At 66.3% G+C, this 21607-nt stretch carries 16 protein-coding genes; 6 read left to right on the top strand and 10 right to left on the bottom strand.

Translation table 11 applies throughout. The features are described 5' to 3' along the window. Window positions 1-64: 64 nt before the first annotated feature. The 3 genes from ACN0WF_RS01895 to ACN0WF_RS01885 form a co-directional block, all read right to left on the bottom strand. Window positions 65-1198, bottom strand: coding sequence for an acyltransferase family protein (locus ACN0WF_RS01895; protein WP_417771070.1), 1134 nt, complete (start codon window positions 1196-1198; stop codon window positions 65-67). 96 nt (window positions 1199-1294) lie between these two features. Next, complete coding sequence (locus ACN0WF_RS01890) at window positions 1295-3517, bottom strand: mechanosensitive ion channel family protein (RefSeq protein ID WP_417771069.1); 2223 nt, start codon at window positions 3515-3517, stop codon at window positions 1295-1297. Window positions 3518-3627: 110 nt separating this feature from the next. Further along, window positions 3628-4710 (bottom strand): DUF2336 domain-containing protein, encoded by a 1083-nt coding sequence (locus tag ACN0WF_RS01885; protein WP_417771068.1) that lies wholly within the window; start codon window positions 4708-4710, stop codon window positions 3628-3630. Window positions 4711-4969: 259 nt separating this feature from the next. On the opposite strand from ACN0WF_RS01885, the gene tsaA reads away from it, so the two are divergent. Continuing rightward, window positions 4970-5470, top strand: a complete 501-nt coding sequence (tsaA, locus tag ACN0WF_RS01880) for a tRNA (N6-threonylcarbamoyladenosine(37)-N6)-methyltransferase TrmO (protein ID WP_417771067.1) — start codon at window positions 4970-4972, stop codon at window positions 5468-5470. 815 nt (window positions 5471-6285) lie between these two features. After that, complete coding sequence (locus ACN0WF_RS01875; protein ID WP_417771066.1) at window positions 6286-7362, top strand: DUF2336 domain-containing protein; 1077 nt, start codon at window positions 6286-6288, stop codon at window positions 7360-7362. 31 nt (window positions 7363-7393) lie between these two features. Here the strand turns inward: ACN0WF_RS01875 and ACN0WF_RS01870 are convergent, their stop codons facing one another. From ACN0WF_RS01870 to ACN0WF_RS01855, 4 genes are all read right to left on the bottom strand, one after another. Continuing rightward, on the bottom strand, window positions 7394-8647 hold the full coding sequence (locus ACN0WF_RS01870) for an amidase (RefSeq protein WP_417771065.1): 1254 nt from the start codon (window positions 8645-8647) through the stop codon (window positions 7394-7396). A 149-nt stretch (window positions 8648-8796) separates the two neighbouring features. Then, window positions 8797-9879 carry a polyphosphate kinase 2 gene (ppk2, locus tag ACN0WF_RS01865; protein WP_417771064.1) on the bottom strand — a complete coding sequence of 361 codons (1083 nt, stop codon included), beginning with the start codon at window positions 9877-9879 and terminating at the stop codon, window positions 8797-8799. Window positions 9880-10091: 212 nt separating this feature from the next. Continuing rightward, the gene (locus ACN0WF_RS01860; protein ID WP_417771063.1) at window positions 10092-10634 is read right to left on the bottom strand and encodes a BA14K family protein; all 543 of its coding nucleotides are present in this window, start codon (window positions 10632-10634) and stop codon (window positions 10092-10094) included. A 208-nt stretch (window positions 10635-10842) separates the two neighbouring features. After that, the gene (locus ACN0WF_RS01855) at window positions 10843-11427 is read right to left on the bottom strand and encodes a BA14K family protein (protein ID WP_417771062.1); all 585 of its coding nucleotides are present in this window, start codon (window positions 11425-11427) and stop codon (window positions 10843-10845) included. 120 nt (window positions 11428-11547) lie between these two features. Between ACN0WF_RS01855 and ACN0WF_RS01850 the strand changes: the two genes are divergently transcribed. The 4 genes from ACN0WF_RS01850 (at window position 11548) to ACN0WF_RS01835 (ending at window position 15006) form a co-directional block, all read left to right on the top strand. Continuing rightward, on the top strand, window positions 11548-12336 hold the full coding sequence (locus tag ACN0WF_RS01850; protein WP_417771061.1) for a HugZ family protein: 789 nt from the start codon (window positions 11548-11550) through the stop codon (window positions 12334-12336). A 70-nt stretch (window positions 12337-12406) separates the two neighbouring features. Next, the gene (locus ACN0WF_RS01845; protein ID WP_417771060.1) at window positions 12407-13363 is read left to right on the top strand and encodes an alpha/beta hydrolase; all 957 of its coding nucleotides are present in this window, start codon (window positions 12407-12409) and stop codon (window positions 13361-13363) included. Between the two features lie 19 nt (window positions 13364-13382). Next, window positions 13383-13775, top strand: a complete 393-nt coding sequence (locus ACN0WF_RS01840; RefSeq protein WP_417771059.1) for an MAPEG family protein — start codon at window positions 13383-13385, stop codon at window positions 13773-13775. A gap of 88 nt (window positions 13776-13863) precedes the next feature. Continuing rightward, the gene (locus ACN0WF_RS01835; RefSeq protein WP_417771058.1) at window positions 13864-15006 is read left to right on the top strand and encodes an endonuclease/exonuclease/phosphatase family protein; all 1143 of its coding nucleotides are present in this window, start codon (window positions 13864-13866) and stop codon (window positions 15004-15006) included. Window positions 15007-15022: 16 nt separating this feature from the next. Here ACN0WF_RS01835 and ACN0WF_RS01830 read toward each other — a convergent pair whose 3' ends face one another. The 3 genes from ACN0WF_RS01830 to ACN0WF_RS01820 form a co-directional block, all read right to left on the bottom strand. Continuing rightward, the gene (locus ACN0WF_RS01830; protein WP_417771057.1) at window positions 15023-15517 is read right to left on the bottom strand and encodes a hypothetical protein; all 495 of its coding nucleotides are present in this window, start codon (window positions 15515-15517) and stop codon (window positions 15023-15025) included. A gap of 129 nt (window positions 15518-15646) precedes the next feature. After that, window positions 15647-17410 (bottom strand): methyl-accepting chemotaxis protein, encoded by a 1764-nt coding sequence (locus ACN0WF_RS01825; RefSeq protein ID WP_417771056.1) that lies wholly within the window; start codon window positions 17408-17410, stop codon window positions 15647-15649. Between the two features lie 471 nt (window positions 17411-17881). Further along, entirely contained in the window at window positions 17882-21484 is a 3603-nt protein-coding gene (locus ACN0WF_RS01820) for a hydantoinase B/oxoprolinase family protein (RefSeq protein ID WP_417771055.1), read from the bottom strand. Window positions 21485-21607: the final 123 nt, after the last annotated feature.

The following is a 21607-nucleotide window of genomic DNA, read 5'->3' as shown; positions in this document are numbered from 1 at the left end:
ATGCCGGCTGGCGACACTTCGGAAAGGCCCGCGTCTTGCAAGAGGCGCGGGCCTTTCGCGTTTTTCAGTCCTGGCGCGGGTGCTGGCTGGCAAGGGCCGGCACCCGGCCGCGCAATGCCTTGCCGACCCGCCGGATGGCGCGTCCGGCCGGGCGTTCTATCGTGGTGGTGACAAGAAGCGCGGCGAATGTCAGTCCGGCCAAAACGACGACGGCCGTTGCGGGAAACCCGATCAGGGGCGCAAGCAGCAGGAAGCCGGCGTAGCCGATGTGCTGGTGGAGCAGGTAGAAGGGATAGGTCGCCCGGCCGAGAAGGGCGACGACGGCTGCCGGAAGCCGCGTGTCGGCACTCCGCGTCAGACCGGCCATGACGGCGAGCGAAGCCGCGATGATGGCCCCGGCGAGCGGGCCGGAGAAGGCTTCGCCATAGATTGGCTCCAGCCCCCGCGCGAAGGCGATGCCGCTCGCCAGCGCCTGCACGAGGGCGGCGACGAGCACGATTGTGGCGCCCGCCTCGCCGCGCTCGCGCGCGCGCAGCATCATGCCGAAGGCGAAGAAGCCGGCGAACTCGGTGAGAAACACGCGGCGCAGCAGTCCGCTGCCGACAAGCCCCTGGTCGAGCGCGGCGATGGTCACCCAGACGAGCGCGATCACCACCTGGTGGCGACGCCACAGGCCGGTCGCCATCAACAGCCCGACCCAGCCGTAGAACACGATCTCGGCGACGATCGACCAGTAGGCGCCATCCATGAAGGGTTGCCCGAGAAAGGGCGAGAGCATGGTCAGATTTGCGAGATACTGGGCGATGCCGACGGGAAAGACGAGGCCCGGCACCAGCAGGGTGACGAGAGCGGTGGCGCTCATGCACAGCACATAGGTGGGCCACAGCCGCGCGAAGCGGGCGATGGCGAAGGCGACGGGGTCGCGGCCCTCGGTCGAGATCGTGATCACATAGCCGGAGATGGCGAAGAACACCGAGACGCCGAGATAGCCGTAGCGGGCGAGCCCGCCTGGATCTCCGGTGAGCGCGTCGCCGGCCTCGCCCGTCACCTCCATGCGGAAGCCGAAATGGAACCATGCGACGGCGGCAACGGCGACAATGCGCAGCAGGTCGAGGCCGGGCCGACGATGGGGCGGGGTGGCGGCCCTGGCGGCGTGCGCATCGCCGCGCTGGCGTGCCTGCCCGGTGTTGTCCCCCATGACGATCCCCTTCCGCCCCCGGCCCGATGCGGACCACCCCGCGCGCGACGAGTTAAGTTTCGCAGGCGAGCGTTTAAGAGCGGTGAAACGGCCGGATCAGCGGCCGTCGGCGTCGGGCGGCGGGCCGGCGGGCGCGAGCGTCGGCAGCACGGCCGCGCCGATTGCCTTCTTCTCAGCCTCGTTGAACTCGCGGGTGTCGCCCGGCTCCTGGGCGACACGCACGGTGACCTCGCGGTGGGCGAAGTGGATTCCGGCTGCCTCGCACAGGTCGCGGATGCCGGAATAGACCACCTTGCGCAGTTCGAACTGGTCGCCCGGGCGGGTCATGAACTTCACCCGCACGATCATGGCGGAATCCTCAAGCGCCGTGACGCCTTGCGACTTCACCGGCTCGAGGAACTTCGAGCCGTAGTCGGGATGCTCCAGCAGCTCCTGGCCAAACTTCTTGATGAGCTTGCGCATCTTGTCCACGTCGGTGTCGTAGGTGACGCGGAAGGCGAGCTTCATCACTGCCCAGTCGCGGGAGAAGTTCTTGACGAACTTGATCTCGCCGAAGGGCACCGTGTTGAGCGGGCCATTGTGGTGGCGAAGCTGCATGGAGCGGATGGAGATCTTCTCGACCGTTCCCTTGACGCTGCCGATGTCGATGTACTCGCCCTTGCGGAAGGCGTCGTCGACCAGGAAGAAGGCGCCGGAGAAAATGTCCCGGATCAGGGTCTGCGATCCGAAGCCGACGGCAAGGCCAACGACGCCGGCGCCGGCGAAGAGCGGGCCGACGTTCACGCCGAATTCGGACAGGACGATCATGCCGCCGAGGACGACGATGGAGATCAGCAGGAAATTGCGGAAGATCGGCAGCAGCGTCGCCAGTCGGCTTTCGCCGCGCCCGTGGCCCTCGGCCGCTTCACCGTGTCCGCTGGCGGTTCCGCTTTCGCGGTGGATCTGCCGATCGATGGCAAGCTCGACGGCCTGATACGCCATGTAGGACAGGAAGACGATGACGCCGACTTCGAACAGTATGCTGGCGATCGAGCTCTTGTCGGCGATGTGCACGCCCCAGCGCATCAGGATGAAGCCGATGGCGATGACGACGGCGAGAATCTCGGCGCCGTGGTCGAGCAGATTGCGGTAGGGCAGGCGGTGGCGTTCGGCTTCCATCGCCTCGGCCGCCGCCTGGGACCGCGCGGCCTCCTCCTCGGGCGGCTCGCCGGCGGCTGTGTCGGCGCGCATGAGGTCGCGGACGCGCGTCTCGAGCTTCTGGTCGCTGTCAAGGCGGGGCAGGAGCAGCCGGTCGACGATGAGGATCATCAGGCCCAGCACACCGCCCCAGACAAGGGCTGCCATGATCGGAGCCGCCACCAGCCCGATGGCATCCGGTTTTTCCAGCAGAATGCGCACGCCGGATGTGAGGAAGGCGAGCGCGAAATAGACGAGGATCAGGGGGAGCCAGACGAGGCCGGCGATGCGGTGGGCCCGCGAGGAGGCAGCCTGGCCGCCGGAGACGATACGTCCGATGGAGCGCCGGTGGGCGATGGCGACGAGCGACAACAGCAGGCAGGTCGCCCCGATGGTGGCGATGAGCGCCAGCCGGTGCGGTGCCGGATCGAGGCCCATCGCCTCCATCCAGTCGCAGATCGACATCATCAGGATGCTGAGGCCGCCGGCCGCCATCAGGCCGCGATAGAGGCTCGTGGCCTCCGGGTCCGAGAAGGAGATCATGCGCCCGTGCGACACCCCCGGCGCGAGCGCGGTGCGCAGCACCAGGCGCAGCGCAAGCAGGGTAAGGCTCGCCTCCACGCCGATGAATACCGACACCCGCGAGGCGGGGTGCCCGGAAACGAAGGCGAAGGCGACCGCCATGGTCACTGCCGCGAAGGGGACGATGGCAAGCGCCATCAGGATGGCACGGGAAAAAAGGAAGGCGATGCGCGTCGACCGGTCGGCCCCCGGGTGCGGGAGGCGGCCCTGGAGGAAGCGGGCAAACATCCAGCGCTCGGTGACAGCAAGCACCATGCCACCGGCAGCGAACGCGCCCGCCAGAACGATCAGCGTTGCCCAGATCCAGCTCAGGCTGCCGTCAGGCGAATGGGTGCTCAGCGCGGCGGCGGCGCGCTCGGGAAAATCGGCCGTTGCCGGAAGCGTGCGCTCGAGCGCCTCTCGAACCTGAAGTCCAAGCTGCACGAAGGCGCGTTCGCCTGCCATCTGCCGTGCCGTTTCGGCGTGGGCGGGGCCGGCGGCGGCGATGGTGGCAAGGCCCGCGGTGGCGGATTTCAACAGTGTGGCGGCGTTTGGAAGAACGCGCCCGTCCGATTCGCCCATGATTGCTGCCCCCGGCCAGACCCTACAGTCGGAAATTGATTCGTCGGCACTTTACGGCGAGACGAGGGCGGGGGGGAAGCGCCCTTGTCTCGCCGGTCTTTTCCAAGGGATCAGCAAGCCATCCGGCCCTGCCACTGGCCGAGCAGGGTACGCGCGGACTTCGGGTTGATGGTCTCGTAGCGGCGCATCGCCTTTTCCCGTCCCGCCTCGCTCAGACGGTAGCGCCAGGGGCCAATGGTGAGCACCTTGGAAACGGTGTCCGCACCAAGCCCGCAGGCCCGCGCGACGATCAGGAACGGGTCGGTGTCGAGGCGCACCATCCAGAGCGTCGCTTCCTCGATGCCGATGTCGCCGAGCATGGCGAAAGTGGCCACGACCTCGGCAAAACGGTCTTCCTCGGCAAAGCGCAGCAGCGTGGCCTCGTCGATGCCGGGACCGCGGGCGAGCGCCAGGACGCGGCCCATCGCGGTCTCGAAGTCGTAGCGCTTCAGCCAGAAGTCGTTGGAGAGCTTCTGGGCGGCGAGACGGGCGGCCTGCGGTACGCTCTCGCCTTCCGCCTGGTTGGCGGCGAGCAGGCGCATGCGCACGCGCTCGCTGGCAAGGGCGGCAAGGGTCTCAACGGCCGGCTCGTCGAGATCGGCCCGGTTGGCCAGGGCGAGCTGCAGGTCCTCGTCGAGGCCGGCGGCCTGGATGAGGCTGCCGATCGTGCGGGACGAGAGGCTGGCGCCGCCGTTGCCTGCAACAGTGCGGTGGACGTCGGTGCCGCCATTGTCGACAAGCACGTCGGTGACCATTTCAGAGAGGATCTCGCGGGTGGCGATGGCCACACGGTGGTCCTCGCCGCGGTTGAGTGCGATCTCGATCAGGTCGCCGTCCCTGAGCGCTGTGGACCGCTGCAACACGGGTCGTGCCACGGCGATGTCGTCGGCGGCGAGACGTCGCATGGTTGCTTCCGGTGCGCGGCGCAGCGAGGCCAGCCGGTCGGCGATGAAGGCGCGGGCCTGTGCTTCGACCATATCGGAAAGGCGGACCAGAACCGAATCGTAGATTTCGATCTGTTCGTCCGAGCACTTCTCCGAGGTCAGCGAAAACAGGGTCGCCACGTTGCGGGCCAGCTCGTTGCGTCGGCCCATGTCCTTCTCATTGGCCAGCGCCTCGAAATTCACCAGTTCGGTTGTTGGCATGTTCGACATAGCATTTTCCTGACCGGAATCGTTCGATTGACCATCGCTAGCACGTCCTACTTAAACAAAATCTCGTAGTCACCAATAAAAAATATAGATTTACTTGATTTTCATTAGAATAAAATTTGAGGAGAGTTTTCGTAAAATTGTTCGCATCGGCCGGTGTCGCGTCTTCTTGGCGGCGATCTTGCGGCATGGCATCGTTGCGGGCGGGTGCTTGAAAGTCAGGCGGACCGCAAGGGCCGTGCATCAAAAGGGAGTGGCGCTCGTGAGCGAAACGGACAAGATGGCGTCGAGGCCGGGCGAGGTCCGGCTGGCCCGCGACCCGGCGGTCCTGCCGGCCGATGCCGGGCTGGTGTTCATCGGTCATATCGAGACGCCCTGGAGCGACCTCTCGGCCTGCCCGCGCAACGGCCGCAAGAGCGATGCCATCTGCCGGGTCCATGTAAGTGACGCCTATGCCGAGGGGCTCAAGTCGGTGGCGACCTGCAGCCATCTCATCCTGCTCTACTGGATGAGCGTGGCGCGGCGCGACCTGATCGTTCAGGCGCCGTCCTTTGCTGGCACGACCCACGGATGTTTCGCGCTGCGCTCGCCGGTCCGGCCGAATCCGGTGTCGCTGTCCGTCGTCGACCTGCTAGGCGTCGACGGCAACGTGCTGAGTGTGCGCGGCCTCGATTGCCTGAACGGCACGCCGCTGGTCGACATCAAGCCCTATTTCGCCCGCACCGACAGCTTTCCCGAGGCCGAGGTCGGCTGGGCCGGCTAGGGTTCCGGCCAGGGCGGCTCTCTCCTTGAACGGGCCGTTGTCCTCGCGGCGGTCGCGCGCCGGCCTCCGGCTCAGGGGCGGGGACAGGCGCGCGGGGCGGGTGAACGGGCGGCGGGGACAAGCCAGCTTGCGGTTTTTCTCGCCGCTGCGGAGCGAGGCTCTCGGGAGCTTGCCCGGAGGGCGGCAGATACGAAAAACCCGGGCGGTTTCCCGCCCGGGCCGCGTGCCCTTCGGCACGACAAACTTGCTTCGAGATGCGACAATCTTTCGAAAATTACGCTCTCGGGATGTCTGAAACGCATCCTCTTCGTGTCTGCGATGAGTCGGCACCCGACTTGACGGGGTGCCTCAGAGAACTCCGACAACGATGGCGGCGACGAACAAGAATGCCGCGCACGCGGTAAGGAAGTTAAGATTGCGGACGAATGTCATGCTGTGGCCTCCCGCAGTCTTTCGACCGGTAAATAATAAGTTACGGGGCGCAGACGACAAAGCGAAAAAGATGCTGCACTGCCGCGTGTCCGGAAAACGGCTTTGCGCGCAATCGGTTGCATGGTGGAAACCGGTTGCGGACGGCGTCGGATCTGGCAGCTCGGGCAGGTGCTCGGGTGAGTTTTTTGGAAATGCGCGCGGTGCGTGTTCTCGGGCCCGGTCTGGCGCGGGCGTCGGCGTGCCCGACAGTCGAAGGGACGCGAGACAGAGATCACGGGTGGGTAAGCGGGCTGTATTTCCTGTTCTTTTTCAATTCCCGAAGTTTAACGGTGAGGAAAGAGGTTGCCGCTAACCTATTGTGAAACGGCGATGAAGGAAATGGCATGAATTCGACGCATGACGCAGCGTTGACCCCCAAGGCTCCGGCCGGAAACATCGGGGACCTGGTCGTCGCGCTGGCCGACATGTTCTGCCGCTCCGAGGCCAAGGAGCGCGAACGTGTCAGCCCTGTCTTCGCCGAGGTGCTGCTCCATGTGATGGACCGCCTTGAGGCAGCGGCACGGGCGGCGATCGCGCGGCGCGTCTCCGAGGAAGACAAGATCCCCAAGCCCATCCTGAAGGCGCTTGCCAGCGACACCGAGATCGAGGTCGCCGAGCCGGTGCTGCTCAACTCGCGGGTCCTGAGCGACGAAGACCTGGCCGAAATCGCCAAGGAAGTCTCGAACGCCCACATGCTTGTCCTGTGCAAGCGTCATCCGATCCGGCCGGTGCTGACGCGGGTGCTGGCGGAAAGCGGTAATCCCGAGGTTCTGCACACGCTGGCGCGCAATCACGCCGCGACGCTCGGCGGGGATACGTTCGACATTCTCGTTGCGCGCGCACGCAAGGACGAGGAATTGCAGGAGGCGTTGAGCGCGCGCGACGACCTGCCGATGGCCTCGGCCGAGAAGCTTGTCCCCTTTCTCTCGCGCGAGCTTTCGCAGCGCATTCGCGACGGCAACCTCAATGAGGTGCTGGTCAAGGCGATCGCCACCCGCGCCGCCCGCGAGGTCGAGATCCAGCTGCGCGAGTTCAACGGCGCCAAGTCGAAGACCCAGGAGCTGATCGACAAGGCGCTGGAAGGCCAGGTGCCGGTCGACGTGGCCGTCGCCGCCTTCGCCGACAAGGATCGGGCCTTCGACCTGGCCCAGCTCCTGGCCCGCAAGCAGGGGTGGCCGGAAAACGTTGTCGTTCCGCTGGTGTTCCGGGATGACGAGATGCCGCTCTTCGTGCTCTGCCGCATCAGCGGGGTGAGCGAGGAGGCCTACAGCAAGATCATCAAGATGCGCTCCAAGCGCATGCGGCTGTCGTCGTCCAATTCGGCGGAATCCACGCGCCGCTATGCCGAACTCTCCGTGGCCGAGGCGCGCAACACCTTCCTCGCGATGGCGAGGAAGCTGAAGCTGCCTGCCGAGGTCTGAGGTCCAAGGTCGGCCGGCGCACCGGCCGGGTTCACCCGTTGGCGAAGGCCGTTTCCAGAATGCTTGCGGCACGCAGCGCGCTGCGGTCGCGGCCGAAGGGGGCCAGCACCTGAATGCCAAGCGGCAGGCCGTTTCCTGCGACGAGGCCGGGCACATTGACCGCGGGCACCCCCATCAGCGTCCACAGCCGGTTGAAGACCGAGGATCCCGTCGAGGCAAGCCCAAAGGGCGCGGCTCCCGGAGCCGAGGGCGTCACCAGCGCATCGAGGGTGGCCATCGCCTCGGCGCAGGCACGCCGTGCGGCCAGCGCTGTTTCCTGAGCCGCATCATAGTCTTCGGCGGAAATCGCGGCACCATCCTCCAGCGTCTTGCGCAGCTTCGGGCTGATCCGCTCGGCTGCCATGTCGACCTCGGCCGCCAGTGCGCGCGTCGCCTCATAGTCCTGGATCGTCTGGTGGGCGGCGAACGCCTCGCGGAATACGGGGGGCAGCGAGACGGAGGAGACCTTCGCGCCGGCGCGAAGCGCCAGGCTGCGGGCCCGCTCGAACGCCTCGAGCATGTCGTCGTCGGCCTGAGCCCAGGGCTGCGGCTCCAGAAAGCCGAGGTGGGGCGTGCCGTGGCTGGCGCCGTCGATGCGCCAGTCCCGTCCCGCCAGCGCGCCCGCGCCGAACGCGACATCGGCGACGCCCTTGCCGAACAGGCCGAGCGTGTCGAGCGACCAGGAGAAGAACTTGAGGCCGACGGTCGGCAGGCGTCCGAAGGAGGGCTTGAAGCCGGCAACGCCGCAGAAGGACGCTGGCCTGACCACGGAGCCGCCGGTCTGGGTGCCCAGCGCGAGCGGGAAGAAGCCGGCCGCAACGCCGGCCGCCGAGCCGGACGAGGAGCCGCCGGGCGTGTGCTCGAGATTGTGCGGGTTGCGGGTGCGGCCAGGCTCGAAGAAGGCGAACTCGGTCGTCACCGTCTTGCCGAGGATCGCGCCGCCGGCCCGCCGCGCCAGCGCGACGATGGCCGCATCCACCGCCGGCCGGTGGCCGGCGTGGATCGGAGAGCCATATTCGCTCGGCCGGTCGCCGGTGTCGATGTTGTCCTTGACGCCCAGCGGCAGCCCCCTGAGGGGGCCGCTGGCGCGGCCTGCGTCGGCCCGGGCGGTTTCCAGGTCGTAATTGACGAAAGCGCCGATCTCGTCCTCGCGCTCGGCGATCCGCTCGGCGACCCTCTCGTAGAGGTCGTCGAGGCTGAGTGTGCCGGCCTCCAGGCCGCGCGCGAGTTCCAGAGCCGAAAGCATCCCGTTTCTCCCCCGCTCCCGCCGCGGGCCTCCAGGGATGTCGGAGCCGCGACGGTTCTGGGCCCCCGCGTCAGGGCACCCTTGTTGACCTTGGGAGTTTTTCCAATCAGCGGCTATCTTGCAAGCCTTTTCAAGGATTTGGGCACAGATCAGGTTTCTGGGGTGTGGCGCTTCTCCGGGTGCAGCGTCTTGCCGAGGATGTGGGTGTCCCGGCCGATGACGTGGGAGCTTGCGCCAACGATCAGCGGATCGGGCGCGCGGACCACCGACCGGTCCTTGTCGGGATAGGGCAGGTTGGCCAGGAAATGCTGCATGCAGTTGATGCGCGCGCGCTTCTTGTCGTCCGACTTCACCACCGTCCAGGGCGCGTCCGCCGTGTCGGTGTAGAAGAACATGGCTTCCTTCGCCTCGGTGTAGTCGTCCCATTTGTCCATGGAGGCCCGGTCGATGGGCGAGAGCTTCCACTGCTTCAGCGGATCGGTTTGCCGGTCGTTGAATCGGCGGCGCTGCTCGTCCCGGGAGACGGAGAACCAGTATTTGAACAGGCGCAGGCCGGACTGGACCAGCATTTGCTCGAACAGCGGGCACTGGCGCATGAAGTCCAGATATTCATTGGGCTGGCAGAAGCCCATCACCCGCTCGACGCCGGCACGGTTGTACCAGGAGCGGTCGAAGAAGACGATTTCACCGCCGGCAGGAAGCTGCTCGATGTAGCGCTGGAAGTACCACTGGCTTTGTTCGCGCTCCGACGGCTTCGACAGGGCGACGACCCGCGCGCCGCGCGGGTTGAGGTGCTCCATGAAGCGCTTGATCGTGCCGCCCTTGCCGGCGGCATCGCGCCCCTCGAACAGGACGACGATCTTCTCGCCGGTTTCCGCCACCCAGTTCTGCGCCTTCAGCAGCTCCACCTGAAGCGCGGCCTTGTGTTCCTCGTAGACCTTGCGGCGCATCTTGGCCGCATAGGGGTAGGAGCCGGTCTCGAAAACCTCGCGGATGGCATCCGGATCGTGCTTCATCTCGGCGAGCCGGTGCCGCCGCGCAGCGCCCGCGCGCGCACTTGGCGTCGGCTCCGCCGCGCCGACGGCCGCAAGCGCTGCGTCGGCCGTGGCCGCATCCGCCGCAGGATCCGCCGTCTCCTCTGCGAGGGGGCTGGCGGCCTCGCTCGGCAGATCGGCCGCCTCGGGCGCATCTTGCTGCGTGCCTGGTTTCGTTCCGGATTGTCGCTTCGTCACCTGGTGTTCCCCGCTGGCGTCCGCGTGTTGCGGCTTCGTGACAGGCAGGCTCGCACGCGCGTGCGGAGTCGGCAATTCGGGGAGACGCGGATGATTGCGCAAGGCGTTTCGGGGCGATGGCGCGGACAAGGCCGTCGGGGAAACCGGGTGGCGATTATGAAAGAGGCGCCCGATGGGGCGCCTCCGAAGTTCGCTTGGGACCTGGCCTTGCCTTACTGGCAGAAGCGCTTCTCGCCACCGTAGGTCGTGTAGGTTCCGGTGCGCGGCTCGAAGCTGCGGAACTTGTCGGCGCAGTAGGCGTACCACTCGCGCGACCAGGGCTCCGGCGCGTAGCCGGCGGAAACGCGCGGCGCATTCGGATAGTAGGGCTTGCGGAAGCCTGTCCCGCGGTGGGCCGGGTCGATGTAGTAGTCGCCGTCGGCCGGCCCGTAGTTCGGTCCATAGTAGGGCGGATCGATCGGCTCGGGGGCGCTGGCCGCGCCGGCAAGGGCCGCGCCGGCGGCAAGTCCGATCACGCCAAGGGCAATGGCCGCACCGACATTGTTGCCGTTATCGCGATCCCGGTCGCGGTAGCCGCCGCGGTCGGGACGGTTGTGACGGTTGTGGCCGCCGTGACGGCCGCCGCCACCGTGGCCGCCACGGTCGCGCCATTCGCGACGGGGGCCGGCTTCGGCGGGAGCGACGACGGTCGGGACGATGATGGCGCCGACCAGAGCGGCGGCGAGCAGACGGGATGCGATACGCTTGAGAGCCATTTTCTGGTCCTTTCGGAACGCTTTCTAAGCTGAGTCCGGCGCCCGGTCTTGGGGGGCATGGCGTCGGTCGGCCGGGTGTCTCCGTGATCGATGAGGCCAGAATGACCGATCCTGGTTGAACGGGCACTGAGACCCCCGTTCATCTGGCATTCAGTTTCAAGAACGCGCAGGCTTCTCTTTCTGTTCCGTTGCTCGGTGCCGAAGCCTCCTAGCGACAGAACCGGTAGCGCCCGGAATAGGCCAGGAAATAGCCGGTCTCCGGGTTGAAGCTGCGGTATTTGCGCGCGCAATAGGCATACCAATCCGGCGTCCAGGGAGCCGGGCGTGCCCGGTGGACGCGAACCGGCGGGTCGATGTAGTCGCGCCCTCCGGAGTTGAGGGATTGTCCGATAATGGCGCCCGTCGCAAGCCCCATGATGCCGAGCGCGATGCCTGGGCCCGGGTCGTAGCGATAGGGCCTATAGGGGCGGTAATAGCGGTTCCGGTTGCCCCAGCCCCTATTGCCCCAGCCCCTATTGCCCCAGCCCCTATTGCCCCAGCCTCTGTTGTGGCGGCCCCTGTTGCCCCAATGGCCGTGGCCCCGGCCCCTGTGGCCCCAGTTTCTTCCGCCCCTTTGGTGGTGGCGTCCACCGACGAGATGCACGCCGACAGCCGGGCGACCGTCGCGATAAACGCCCTGCGCGGCCGCGGACTGCGGGGCAAGGCTTGCCGGCACGCACAGGGCTGCGGCCAGCGCGCCGGTTGCAAGCCAGCGGCGGAGGCGGGGCAGTCCAGCTTTCAGACGCAGGGTCATGACGGATCTCACGGTTGTATTTCCTTGTGATCTTTGCCAAGCATCGCTTCCAATATGGCGACAGCGTGACCCGGACTGTGTGACGGCCGTCACGCTCCGGTCGATGCGGAAGGAACCGGCATGGTTGAAGGCGAGACGGGCGACGGGCGACAGGACCGGCCGTCCCCGGTGCTGCCGACGGACGCGGAGGCGCGCGGCATGGCGCGCCGGCTGATCCGCATCGCGCGCTTCGGCGCGCTGGGCGTGCTCGACCCGGGTGACGGGTTTCCCTTCGTCTCGCGCGTCGCGCTTGCGAGCGAGATGGATGGTACGCCGGCGATGCTTGTCTCCTCGCTTTCCCAACACACCAGGGCGCTGCAGCATGACGCGCGTTGTGCGCTGCTTGTCGGCGAGCCCGGCAAGGGCGACCCGCTTGCCCATCCGCGGCTTTCCGTCACCGGCCGGGCGGAGCGGATCGGGCGCGATGACCCCGCCCATGCTGCGATCCAGCGCCGCTATCTCTGCCGTCATCCCAAGGCCAAGCTCTACGCGGGCTTTTCCGACTTCTCCTTCTTCCGCATCCGCATGGAGCGGGCGAGCCTTAACGGCGGCTTCGGCAAGGCCTATCTGCTCGAGGGCGCGGACCTGTCGATCGCCGGCCATCCGGCGCTGGAGGAACTCGCGGCGATGGAGGCGGGTGCCATCGCCCACATGCACGCAGACCATCTCGATGCGGTGCGCCTGTATGCCGAGCGGCTGGCGCGGGCGGGCGAGGGGAGCTGGTTCCTCTCCTCCTTTGACCCGGAGGGGCTCGACTTCATGGACGGTGACCGGGTCGCCCGCCTGGCCTTCGACCCTCCGCTCGCGACCGCCGGAGATTTGCGCCCGCGTCTCGTGGCGCTTGCGAAAGAGGCCCGCGAGAGGGGATGATCGGCGCGGCTGGCGAGGCGATTCTTCAAACCGGCGCGCCGGGCGGGCGACGCGAGCAGACAGGACCAACGTGAAGACCGATTTCCGCGCGCGCGATCTGGATTTGGCGAAATCCGCGACACCGGGACGTGGCCGTGCCGCATCCCTGCTGGCGGCGATCCTCGGGCTTGCCGTTCTTGCCGGCAGCGCGCTGCCGGCCGCGGCCGCCTATCGGCTCGACAGCTACAAGGACCGGCTGTTCCGCTATCCGGGCCTGCTGGCGGGGGCGGCTGAGGACGCCTTCGTCATCGTCGACTACGACAAGCGCCGCGACATCCACCGCCGCGACAAGGTGTGGGAGCGCGAGGTCTACGGCGAATACGTGTCGATGAAGCCGAGCGGCTCGCAGGAGGACCTGACGCTCAAGGCCAACGGCCGCACGGTCAGCTACATGCGCGTCGGCGAACCGCGCGGGGCGAAGGCCGTCGTGATCTACGTCCACGGCCAGGGCGGCAATCGCTTCCAGGGCATGAGCGACGTCAGTTTCGGCGGAAACTTCAACCGCATCAAGAACCTGATGGTGCGCAACTCCGGGCTCTATCTGACGCTCGACGTGAAGAATTTCGAGGCCAAGGGGGCGGCCGACGTCAAGGCGCTGATGCGCCACTACGTGGACCAGTCACCCGGGGCGAAGGTCTATGTCGCCTGCGGGTCGATGGGTGGCTTCCTGTGCTGGCGGCTGGCCAAGGACCCCGGCGCGGCCGCGATGATGGGCGGCATGTTGCTGATGGGCTCGACCTGGGACGAGGAGTTCCTTTCGTCCGCCACGTTCCGCGCCGGACGGCTGCCGATCTACTTCGGTCACGGAAGCTGGGACGAGGTCTATGACTGGCGCCGACAGGCCAGCTTCTTCGAACGCCTCAAGGCCCGTGCGCCGACATATCCCGCGCGGTTCGTCCTGTTCGAGACCGGCACGCATGGCACGCCGATCCGAATGACCGACTGGCGGCTGATACTGAACTGGATGTTCGCGGCTACCGGGCGCTGACCCGGGAAAGGGAAGTGACATGGCTCATGTAACGGCGCTTTATGCGGCGCTTTTCGCCCTTCTGTTTCTGTTTTATTCGGTTCAGGTGGTGCGTCAGCGCAAGTCGGCGCGCGTCAGCGTCGGCCACAATGGCAACGGGCGGCTGGAGCGTCTCGCCCGTATCCACGGCAACGCGGCCGAATACGGCCCGCTGATCCTGCTTCTCATGGCGCTGGCGGAATTGCAGTCCACGTCGATCTACCTGATCCATGCCATGGGCATCGCCCTGATCGCCGGCCGGCTGCTCCACGCCCATGGCATGGCCGAGGGTGACCGCAATCTTCCGTTTCGGGTGGCCGGCATGCTGCTGACCCTACTGTGCCTGTTCGCCGGAGCCGTTATCCTGCTTCTCGGCGTGCTGCGAGGGCTGTGAAGTCGCAATTTGACGCTAGGTTACTTTTCCCGGATAATTCCCGCATTGATTGTATAGTTATTTCATTCGCGCCTATCGGGAGGGTGCCATGCAGAGCTTCAAGTTCACGACCTGGAACATCGAGCACGCCGACAAGCTGATCGATGATCTTGCCGACGCGGATCCGAGCAAGAGGGCGAAGGCGGAGGCGCGACGCGAGGCGATCACCGCCGAGATCGCGGCGATTGATCCGGATATCCTGCTCATCTGCGAGGGGCCGAACGGCGAGGCGCGCGCTGAGGACTTCTTCGGCGCGGTCGCCCCGGGGCATGCTGTGGTGACGCGCGGCGGGGGTGAGCGCGGCGACTATGGCATGCAGGGCACGGACGCGACGACAGGGCGGCAGTGGATCTGGTTCCTGATCCGCAAGGGCGTCGATATTTCCGGCGAGCTCCTTCATCTCGACCGCTGGCAGGCGCTGGTCGCGGCGAACTCTGGCGGCGAGCACGCGGGCGGGCGCTGGGATGTGTCCTACCCGCGCTTTGCCGGAGACACGCTTTCATATGACATCGACCGCAATCATTCCCACTGGCGGCACCCGCAGGTGCTCCTTGCGACCGTTGGCGGGCACCGGCTGGAGATCGTCGGCGCGCACCTGAAGAGCAAGTTCACCCGGGTGCGCGGCACCGGCGACCCCACCGATCCGCACTATTTCGCCGACAATCCGAAGCTCGTCGCCGAACTCGTCAAGGCGCGGACCAAGATCACCACCGAGTGTGCCGATGTGCGCCACTATATCGATGCCCGTTTCGAGGCGGAGACCGGTGTGCCGATCATCGTCGCCGGAGACCTCAACGACGGTCCGGGCAAGGAGCGCATCGAGCGGCGCTTCCTCTATCACGATCTCATCAGCACGCTGCAGGGAGAGATCTTCTTCGCGCGGCGCTTTCTCAACCATGCGCTCTTCGACGCGGTGGAGGAGGAGCGCTGGTCGGTCTTCTTCCGCGATGCGCTCGATCCCGGCCGCGACCCGCGCATCCTGCTCGACCACATCCTTTTCAGCCAGAGCTTCACCGGCAACAGGCAGGTCCCGTCCTTCGCCTACCGGGCGCGCGAGGGCGGGGGATGCGTCGAGCACGAGATCCACCACGCGGTCACCGGGACCCGTCCGGCCTACGCGATGACCAGCGACCACAAGCCGGTGTCGATGATCTTCGACCGGCGCGGCGTGGTGCTGGCGGGCAAGCGTTGAGACGGTCCGTCTCCGCTCAACAGTCGGTGTTGGCGGGCACGATGGAGGCGGGATCGCGCCATCGCTCCGGCTGGAGCCGCGCGCGGCCCGCGCGGTAGCCATGGAGGTTCGCGGCTGTCGCGACGGAAACGGAACGGCCGGCGAAGACAAGCGGGGTGGCCAGCGGCGCGGCCCAGTCGTGCGGCGTGTCGCCCCAGAACAGCGTCCGGCATGCCCCGTCGGACGAGCGGCTCACAAGCAGCAGCTCGACAAGGCATCCTTCCAGAACGAAGGCGCGCTTGTGATGAAAGCGCTTGGCGGTGAGTGGGCGCGCGGCGGGCAGGCAGCCGGCAAGCGCGTGGTCGGGGGGCGTGGCGGTGTCGATCTCGAGAAGAAGGTCGATGTCGCCATGGAGGGCGGGCGGACGCAGCCCGCGTGCCTCCTCCGCAAACCCACCGAAGAGATGACAGGTGAGGCCGGCCCGCGTGAGCGCGTCGCTCACCTGGAAAAGCAGGGAAAGGCTGGCTGTCACGGGCGGCCTCGCGAAACGGGGTGGCCGGTGGCGCGCGGGCTCCCCCGGGGGCTGCAGCCCGAAGGCGATTGTCGCGGTTTGGGCGCGCGGCGGCAACGACTTGCAAGGGCGGTGCCGCCGCCGTGGTACTCAGGCCGAGCGGATGTTGTGCAGGAAGGTATCGAGTTCCTGCTGAAGCAGGTGCGACTGGCTCGACAGGTTGCCGACCGTGGACAGCACCTGGCGCGCGCCGGCGCTTGAATCCACCGCGCTTGCGCGCACGGACCCGATTGTCCGGGTGATGTCGTTGCTGCCCTTGGCCACGTCGCCGACATTGCGCGCGATCTCGGCGGTCACCGCGCTTTGTTCCTCGATGGCGGAGGCGATGGCGGAAATCTGGTCGTTGATCTTGCCGATGGCCTCGACGACTGCGGCGATGTCATTGGAGGTGAGGGCGGCGCCGCTCTGCATCTCGCTGACCTGGCCACTGATGTCGCCTGTCGCGCGTCCTGTCTCGTTGGCGAGCGCCTTCACCTCGCCGGCGACGACGGCGAAGCCGCGGCCGGCCTCTCCGGCGCGGGCCGCCTCGATGGTGGCGTTGAGGGCCAGCAGATTGGTCTGTCCGGCGATGTCGTTGATGAGCTTGACCACATCGTCGATCTTGCGCGCCGAGGAGGCGAGAACGGTGACGGTCTCGCTCGACCTGCGGGCACTTTGGCTGGTGATGCCGGCTGCCTCGAGCGCTGCGGTGACCTGACGGCTGATCTCGCCGATGGAGGCGGACAGTTCTTCGGCGGCGCTGGCGACGGTCTGGACGCCGGTGGCGGATTCCTCGGCGGCGGCGGCGACCGTTCCGGCATTGTTGGAGGTATCCTGGGCGCTGCGGGCCATGACCTCGGCGGCCGCCTCCAGCTCGACAATGGCAGTCGCGATGCTGTCGGAGACGTGCTTCACCGTCGTCTCCAGATTGTCGGCGAGGCGCAGGGTGGCCTCGCGTTTCTCGATTTCGATGCGCTCTTCCTCCTCCCTTGCCTGCTCCTGCAGCCGCTTGATCTCTATGGTCTTCTCGCGGAACGCCTCGAAAGCGACGGCCAGTTCGCCGATCTCGTCGCGGCTGCGCACGTTGAGCTCAACGCTGGTGTCGTTCTGGGCAAGACGGTTCAACGCGGTGACGACGAGGCGCAGCGGCCGGCTGATACCATAGATGGAGAGCAGGGAGGCGAGGACGATGCCGCCGGAAATGGCGATGCCGGCAACGATGCTGACGACCAGCAGACCGTGCCGTTCGTGCTCCTCGGCGGCGCGGCTGGAGGCGGCGGTGAAGCGGTCCAACTCGTCGGTCAGGGCGACAAGCTCACCGTTGAGGCGCTCTTGTTCGCGTTCCAGTTCGACGGAGATCTTTTCCGCAGTGGCAATGTCGCCCGCCCGGATCTCGGCGATGACCTTCTGGATGTGGTCGTCATAGGCAAGGTGTTCCACCTCGATGCGTTTCAACTGCTCGAGAATGTGATTGTATTTGGCGCTGTGCGCATCGGTCCTGGCGACCGAAAGCCCTTGCTTGGCGATTCCTTCGGCAAGGGAAATCTCCTCGCCGACCTGTTGGGCAAGTTTGCCGAGCCCGTCGGCGAGCTGGTCGAGTGATCCGGTCGCCGGGCTGGGGGCAAGCTCACCGACCCGTAGCAGCCGCTCCAGCAGCACCGCCTGCTCGAGCTGATGCAGGCTGACCCGGGTGACATTCGTCGTCAGCGGGATCGTTTCCCCGGCGATTTCCTCAAGCTCTGTCCCGATGCGGTTCATCTGGAACAGGCCGACACAGGCGATGACGATCATCATGCCACTCAGGAAAGCGACAAGCCCGAGTACCTTGGCCGAAATGGAACGCAGTCTGGAGGGGCCGGCGGGGCTCATAGCCATATCTTTTTTCCGTAGCTTGAAGCAGGTTGTTACGGTCGTTATTCCCCATCCCCGATTTCAATTTATCTGCGCCAACGATTAACATTTTATACGATTGATATATTCACGAGATAAAGTTATCGAAAGGTTGCCTGTCATGGCATTTTTACCGTCATTGCATTATTTTAATTAATATAATTTTAATATTAAACATCAGAATATACTAAATTATATCGTATTTCTGGTTTTTTGAGAGATATACTTGCGGTTTGTTTTTTGATTTCTAACGGTTTTCAACTTTTATTATTTTATAAATTGCTTTCGATGCTTCGCCTTGCTTGTGGTGTAAGCATCTTTTCTGACGAGTCAGTCTTGTTCAGGCGGGCTGGCCACGGTTCGACTTTCGGTATCCTGGATAGCGTATTCCGGGCAAGGACGCGCGCGGATCCCGGTGAGGAACCCGCGCGCGCCGATCGGTCCAGGCCGGGGCCGTCAGGCCTTGCCCCAGCCCCCTGCCGTCGGGGTGATGACCGTGACGGCCTCGCCGGCCTTGAGCACCGTCTGGTCGCAGCCCGCGAGTTCCTCGCTGGTGCCGTCGAGGCGGCGCACCAGGGTGCGGCCGAGCTGGCCGTCGTCGCCGCCCTCCATGCCCTTCGGGGCGATGGTCCGGTGGGAGGAGAGGATGGCCAGTTCCATCTCCTCCAGGAAGCGGATGGTGCGCTTCGTGCCGCTGCCAGCCGACCACTTGCCCTTGCCGCCCGAACCCTGGCGGATATGGAAGTCCTCCAGCAGCACCGGGTAGCGGAACTCGAGCACTTCCGGATCGGTGAGGCGCGAATTGGTCATATGGACGTGAACGCCGTCTGTACCGTCGAAGCCGGGGCCGGCGGGCGAGCCGGAACACAGCGTCTCGTAGTACTGGTAGGTGTCGTTGCCGAAGGTCAGGTTGTTCATCGTGCCCTGACTGTTCGCCATCGCCTGCAGCGCGCCGAAGAGCGCGTTGGTGACATGCTGGCTGGTCTCGACGTTGCCGGCGACGACGGCCGCCGGATAGGACGGACGCAGCATGCAATCGTCGGGAATGACGATGTGGATCGGCCTGAGGCAGCCGGCATTCATCGGGATGTCACCCTCGACCATGACGCGGAAGCAGTAGAGCACCGCCGCGCGGGTTACCGGCTCGGGGGCGTTGAAGTTGTTGGGCTTCACGCCGCTGGTTCCGGTGAAGTCGACGGTCGCCTCGCGTTTCTCCTTGTCGACGGAGATCTTCACCCGGATCACCGACCCCTGGTCGGTGGGGTATTCGTACTCGCTGTCGGTCAGCGCCTCGATGACGCGGCGCACGCTTTCCTCGGCGTTGTCCTGGACGTGGCCCATGTAGGCCTGGACGACGTCGAGGCCGAAGTGGGCAACCATCTTGCGGAGTTCCTTCACGCCCTTTTCGTTGGCGGCGATCTGGGCCTTCAGGTCTGCGACGTTCTGGGTGACGTTGCGCACCGGCCAGGGATGGTTGGTCAGCACCTCGACCAGCGCGTCCTCGCGGAAGTTGCCCCGGTCGACGAGCTTGAGGTTGTCGATGAGGACGCCTTCCTCGTCGACGGTGGTGGCGCGCGGGGTCATGGAGCCGGGGGCGGAGCCGCCGACGTCGGCGTGGTGACCGCGGCTTGCCGCCCAGAACAGGATCTCCTTGCCCGCATCGTCGAAGACCGGGGAGACGACCGTGATGTCCGGCAGATGCGTGCCCCCGTTATAGGGGGCGTTGAGGGCGAAGACATCGCCCGGGCTGATCCGTCCCTCGTTGAGCTTGATGACGGTCTCGACCGAGCGGTCCATCGACCCCAGATGCACCGGCATGTGCGGAGCATTGGCGACAAGCGCGCCGGAGGCATCGAAGACGGCGCAGGAGAAGTCGAGCCGCTCCTTGACGTTGACCGAATAGGCCGTGTTCTGAAGCGTCACGCCCATCTGCTCGGCAATCGACATGAAGAGGTTGTTGAAGACCTCGAGCATGACCGGATCGGCCTTGGTGCCGATGGCCTCGGCGCGGGCGAGCCTTTCCACGCGCTTCAGGACGACGTGGTCCTTGGCGGTGATCTCCGCCTGCCAGCCCGGCTCGACGACGATGGTCTGGTGCGGCTCGACGATCAGCGCCGGGCCCATCAGCTTCTGCCCGGGCCGCAGGTCGCCGCGGGCGAAGAAGCCGGCCTCGTGCCAGGTCCCGTCGGCAAAGACGTCGCCGGTGGAGGAGGGGGCGGGCTCGCCGGTCGCGGTCGCGAGATCCGGCTCGTCGATGCCCGAACCGCCGCCGACCGATTCCACCTCGAGCGCTTCCACGACAATGGGCTTGTTCTCGTAGACGAAGCCGAACTGGGCCCGGTGCGCGTCGGCGAAGGCCTGGGTCATCGCGTCTATGTCGGAGGCGACATAGGCGACGGCGATCGGCGTGTCGGTGCCTTCGTAGCGCAGCAGCGCACGCGGCAGGTCCCGTACCTCGGCCGTTGGGACACCCTGTCCGGCGACCTCGGCGCGCGTCTCGGCGGAAAGCCGGTCGAGCAGCGCCTGAAGCTCGTCGAGGGTGGCGGGCTCGAGACGCTTGACGACCGCCTGCTGGCGGGTGGCGCGAATGTCTGCCAGCCCCATGCCGTAGGCGGAGAGGATGCCCGACAGCGGGTGAACGATGACGGTGGTCATGCCGAGGCTGTCGGCGACCGAGCAGGCATGCTGGCCACCGGCGCCGCCGAAGCAGGTCAGCGCGTATTCGGTGACGTCATAGCCGCGCTGGACGGAAATCTTCTTGATGGCGTTGGCCATGTTCTCCACCGCGATGCGCAGGAAGCCGTCGGCGACCTCCGCGGCGGAGCGTCCGTCGCCGATCTCCTTGGCAAGCGCCTCGAACTTCGCGACCACCACGTCGCGGTCGAGCGTCTCGTCGCGCCCCTTGCCGAAGATCTTCGGGAAGAAGTCCGGACGGAGCTTGCCGACCATGACGTTGGCGTCGGTCACGGCAAGCGGCCCGCCGCGCCGGTAGCAGGCAGGCCCCGGATTGGCGCCGGCCGAATCCGGGCCGACCTGGAAGCGCCCGTCGCGATAGTGGAGGATCGAGCCGCCGCCGGCGGCGACGGTGTGGATCATCATCATCGGCGCGCGCATGCGCACGCCGGCGACCTCGGTTTCGAAGGCGCGTTCGTATTCGCCGTTGTAGTGCGAGACATCGGTCGAGGTGCCGCCCATGTCGAAGCCGATGACCGCATCGAAGCCGGCCATGCGCGAGGTCTCGACGGCGCCGACGACGCCGCCGGCGGGACCCGACAGAATGGCGTCCTTGCCCTGGAAGAGGTCCGCCGCCGTGAGGCCGCCGGAGGACTGCATGAACATCAGCCGGCAGTCGGTGCCCTCGATCTGCAGCTCGCTTGCCACCTGCTCGACGTAGCGGCGCAGGATCGGCGAGAGATAGGCGTCGACCACGGTGGTGTCGCCACGCCCGACGAGCTTCATCAGCGGCGAGACCTCGTGGCTGACGGAAACCTGCGGGAAGCCGACCTTGCGGGCGATCTCGGCGACCTTCTTCTCGTGCGCGGGGAAGGCGTAGGCGTGCATGAAGACGATTGCGGCAGAGCGGATGCCGGTGTCATAGGCGGCCCGCAGTTCGGCCTCGACGGCATCGAGGTCCGGCTCGGCCTCGACCGTGCCGTCGGCGCGCACGCGCTCGGCCACCTCGACCACGCGCTCGTAAAGCAGCTCGGGCTTGACGATCTTCTTGGCGAAGATGTCGGGGCGTGCCTGATAGCCGATCTCGAGTGCGTCGTGGAAGCCTCTGGTGGTTACGAGCAGGGTGCGGTCGCCCTTGCGCTCCAGCAGCGCGTTGGTGGCGACCGTGGTGCCCATCTTCACTGCGGCGATGTTCTCGGCCGGGATGCGCGCGTCGGCGGCGACGCCCATCAACTCGCGGATGCCCTGGATAGCGGCGTCGCGATAGGCTTCGGGGTTCTCGGAGAGCACCTTGTGGGCCCTGATCTCGCCGTCCGGGGTGCGCGCGACGATGTCGGTGAAGGTGCCGCCACGGTCGATCCAGAAGTCCCACTTGCCGCTCGTCATGCCGTTGTCTCCCTGAAGTCCGAATTTCCCCGGTTCGCAAGTCCAGCGTTCCCGGATTTGCTTAAGTCAACTTTTTATCGATAAAATGTCAACGTTAGAATTGCGGCAACCGGTGGCGGAGGA

The sequence above is a fragment of the Stappia sp. genome, from assembly GCF_048268045.1.
GTDB lineage: Bacteria > Pseudomonadota > Alphaproteobacteria > Rhizobiales > Stappiaceae > Stappia.
Note: the sequence above shows the minus strand (reverse complement) of the source record. Positions and strands in the feature narration are given on the sequence as shown.

Coding starts and splice junctions, on each gene's coding strand:
- ACN0WF_RS01895 (WP_417771070.1), bottom strand. CDS start 1,198: ATGGGGGACAACACCGGGCAGGCACGCCAGCGCGGCGATGCGCACGCC.
- ACN0WF_RS01890 (WP_417771069.1), bottom strand. CDS start 3,517: ATGGGCGAATCGGACGGGCGCGTTCTTCCAAACGCCGCCACACTGTTG.
- ACN0WF_RS01885 (WP_417771068.1), bottom strand. CDS start 4,710: ATGTCGAACATGCCAACAACCGAACTGGTGAATTTCGAGGCGCTGGCC.
- ACN0WF_RS01875 (WP_417771066.1), top strand. CDS start 6,286: ATGAATTCGACGCATGACGCAGCGTTGACCCCCAAGGCTCCGGCCGGA.
- ACN0WF_RS01870 (WP_417771065.1), bottom strand. CDS start 8,647: ATGCTTTCGGCTCTGGAACTCGCGCGCGGCCTGGAGGCCGGCACACTC.
- ACN0WF_RS01860 (WP_417771063.1), bottom strand. CDS start 10,634: ATGGCTCTCAAGCGTATCGCATCCCGTCTGCTCGCCGCCGCTCTGGTC.
- ACN0WF_RS01855 (WP_417771062.1), bottom strand. CDS start 11,427: ATGACCCTGCGTCTGAAAGCTGGACTGCCCCGCCTCCGCCGCTGGCTT.
- ACN0WF_RS01850 (WP_417771061.1), top strand. CDS start 11,548: ATGGTTGAAGGCGAGACGGGCGACGGGCGACAGGACCGGCCGTCCCCG.
- ACN0WF_RS01840 (WP_417771059.1), top strand. CDS start 13,383: ATGGCTCATGTAACGGCGCTTTATGCGGCGCTTTTCGCCCTTCTGTTT.
- ACN0WF_RS01835 (WP_417771058.1), top strand. CDS start 13,864: ATGCAGAGCTTCAAGTTCACGACCTGGAACATCGAGCACGCCGACAAG.
- ACN0WF_RS01825 (WP_417771056.1), bottom strand. CDS start 17,410: ATGGCTATGAGCCCCGCCGGCCCCTCCAGACTGCGTTCCATTTCGGCC.
- ACN0WF_RS01820 (WP_417771055.1), bottom strand. CDS start 21,484: ATGACGAGCGGCAAGTGGGACTTCTGGATCGACCGTGGCGGCACCTTC.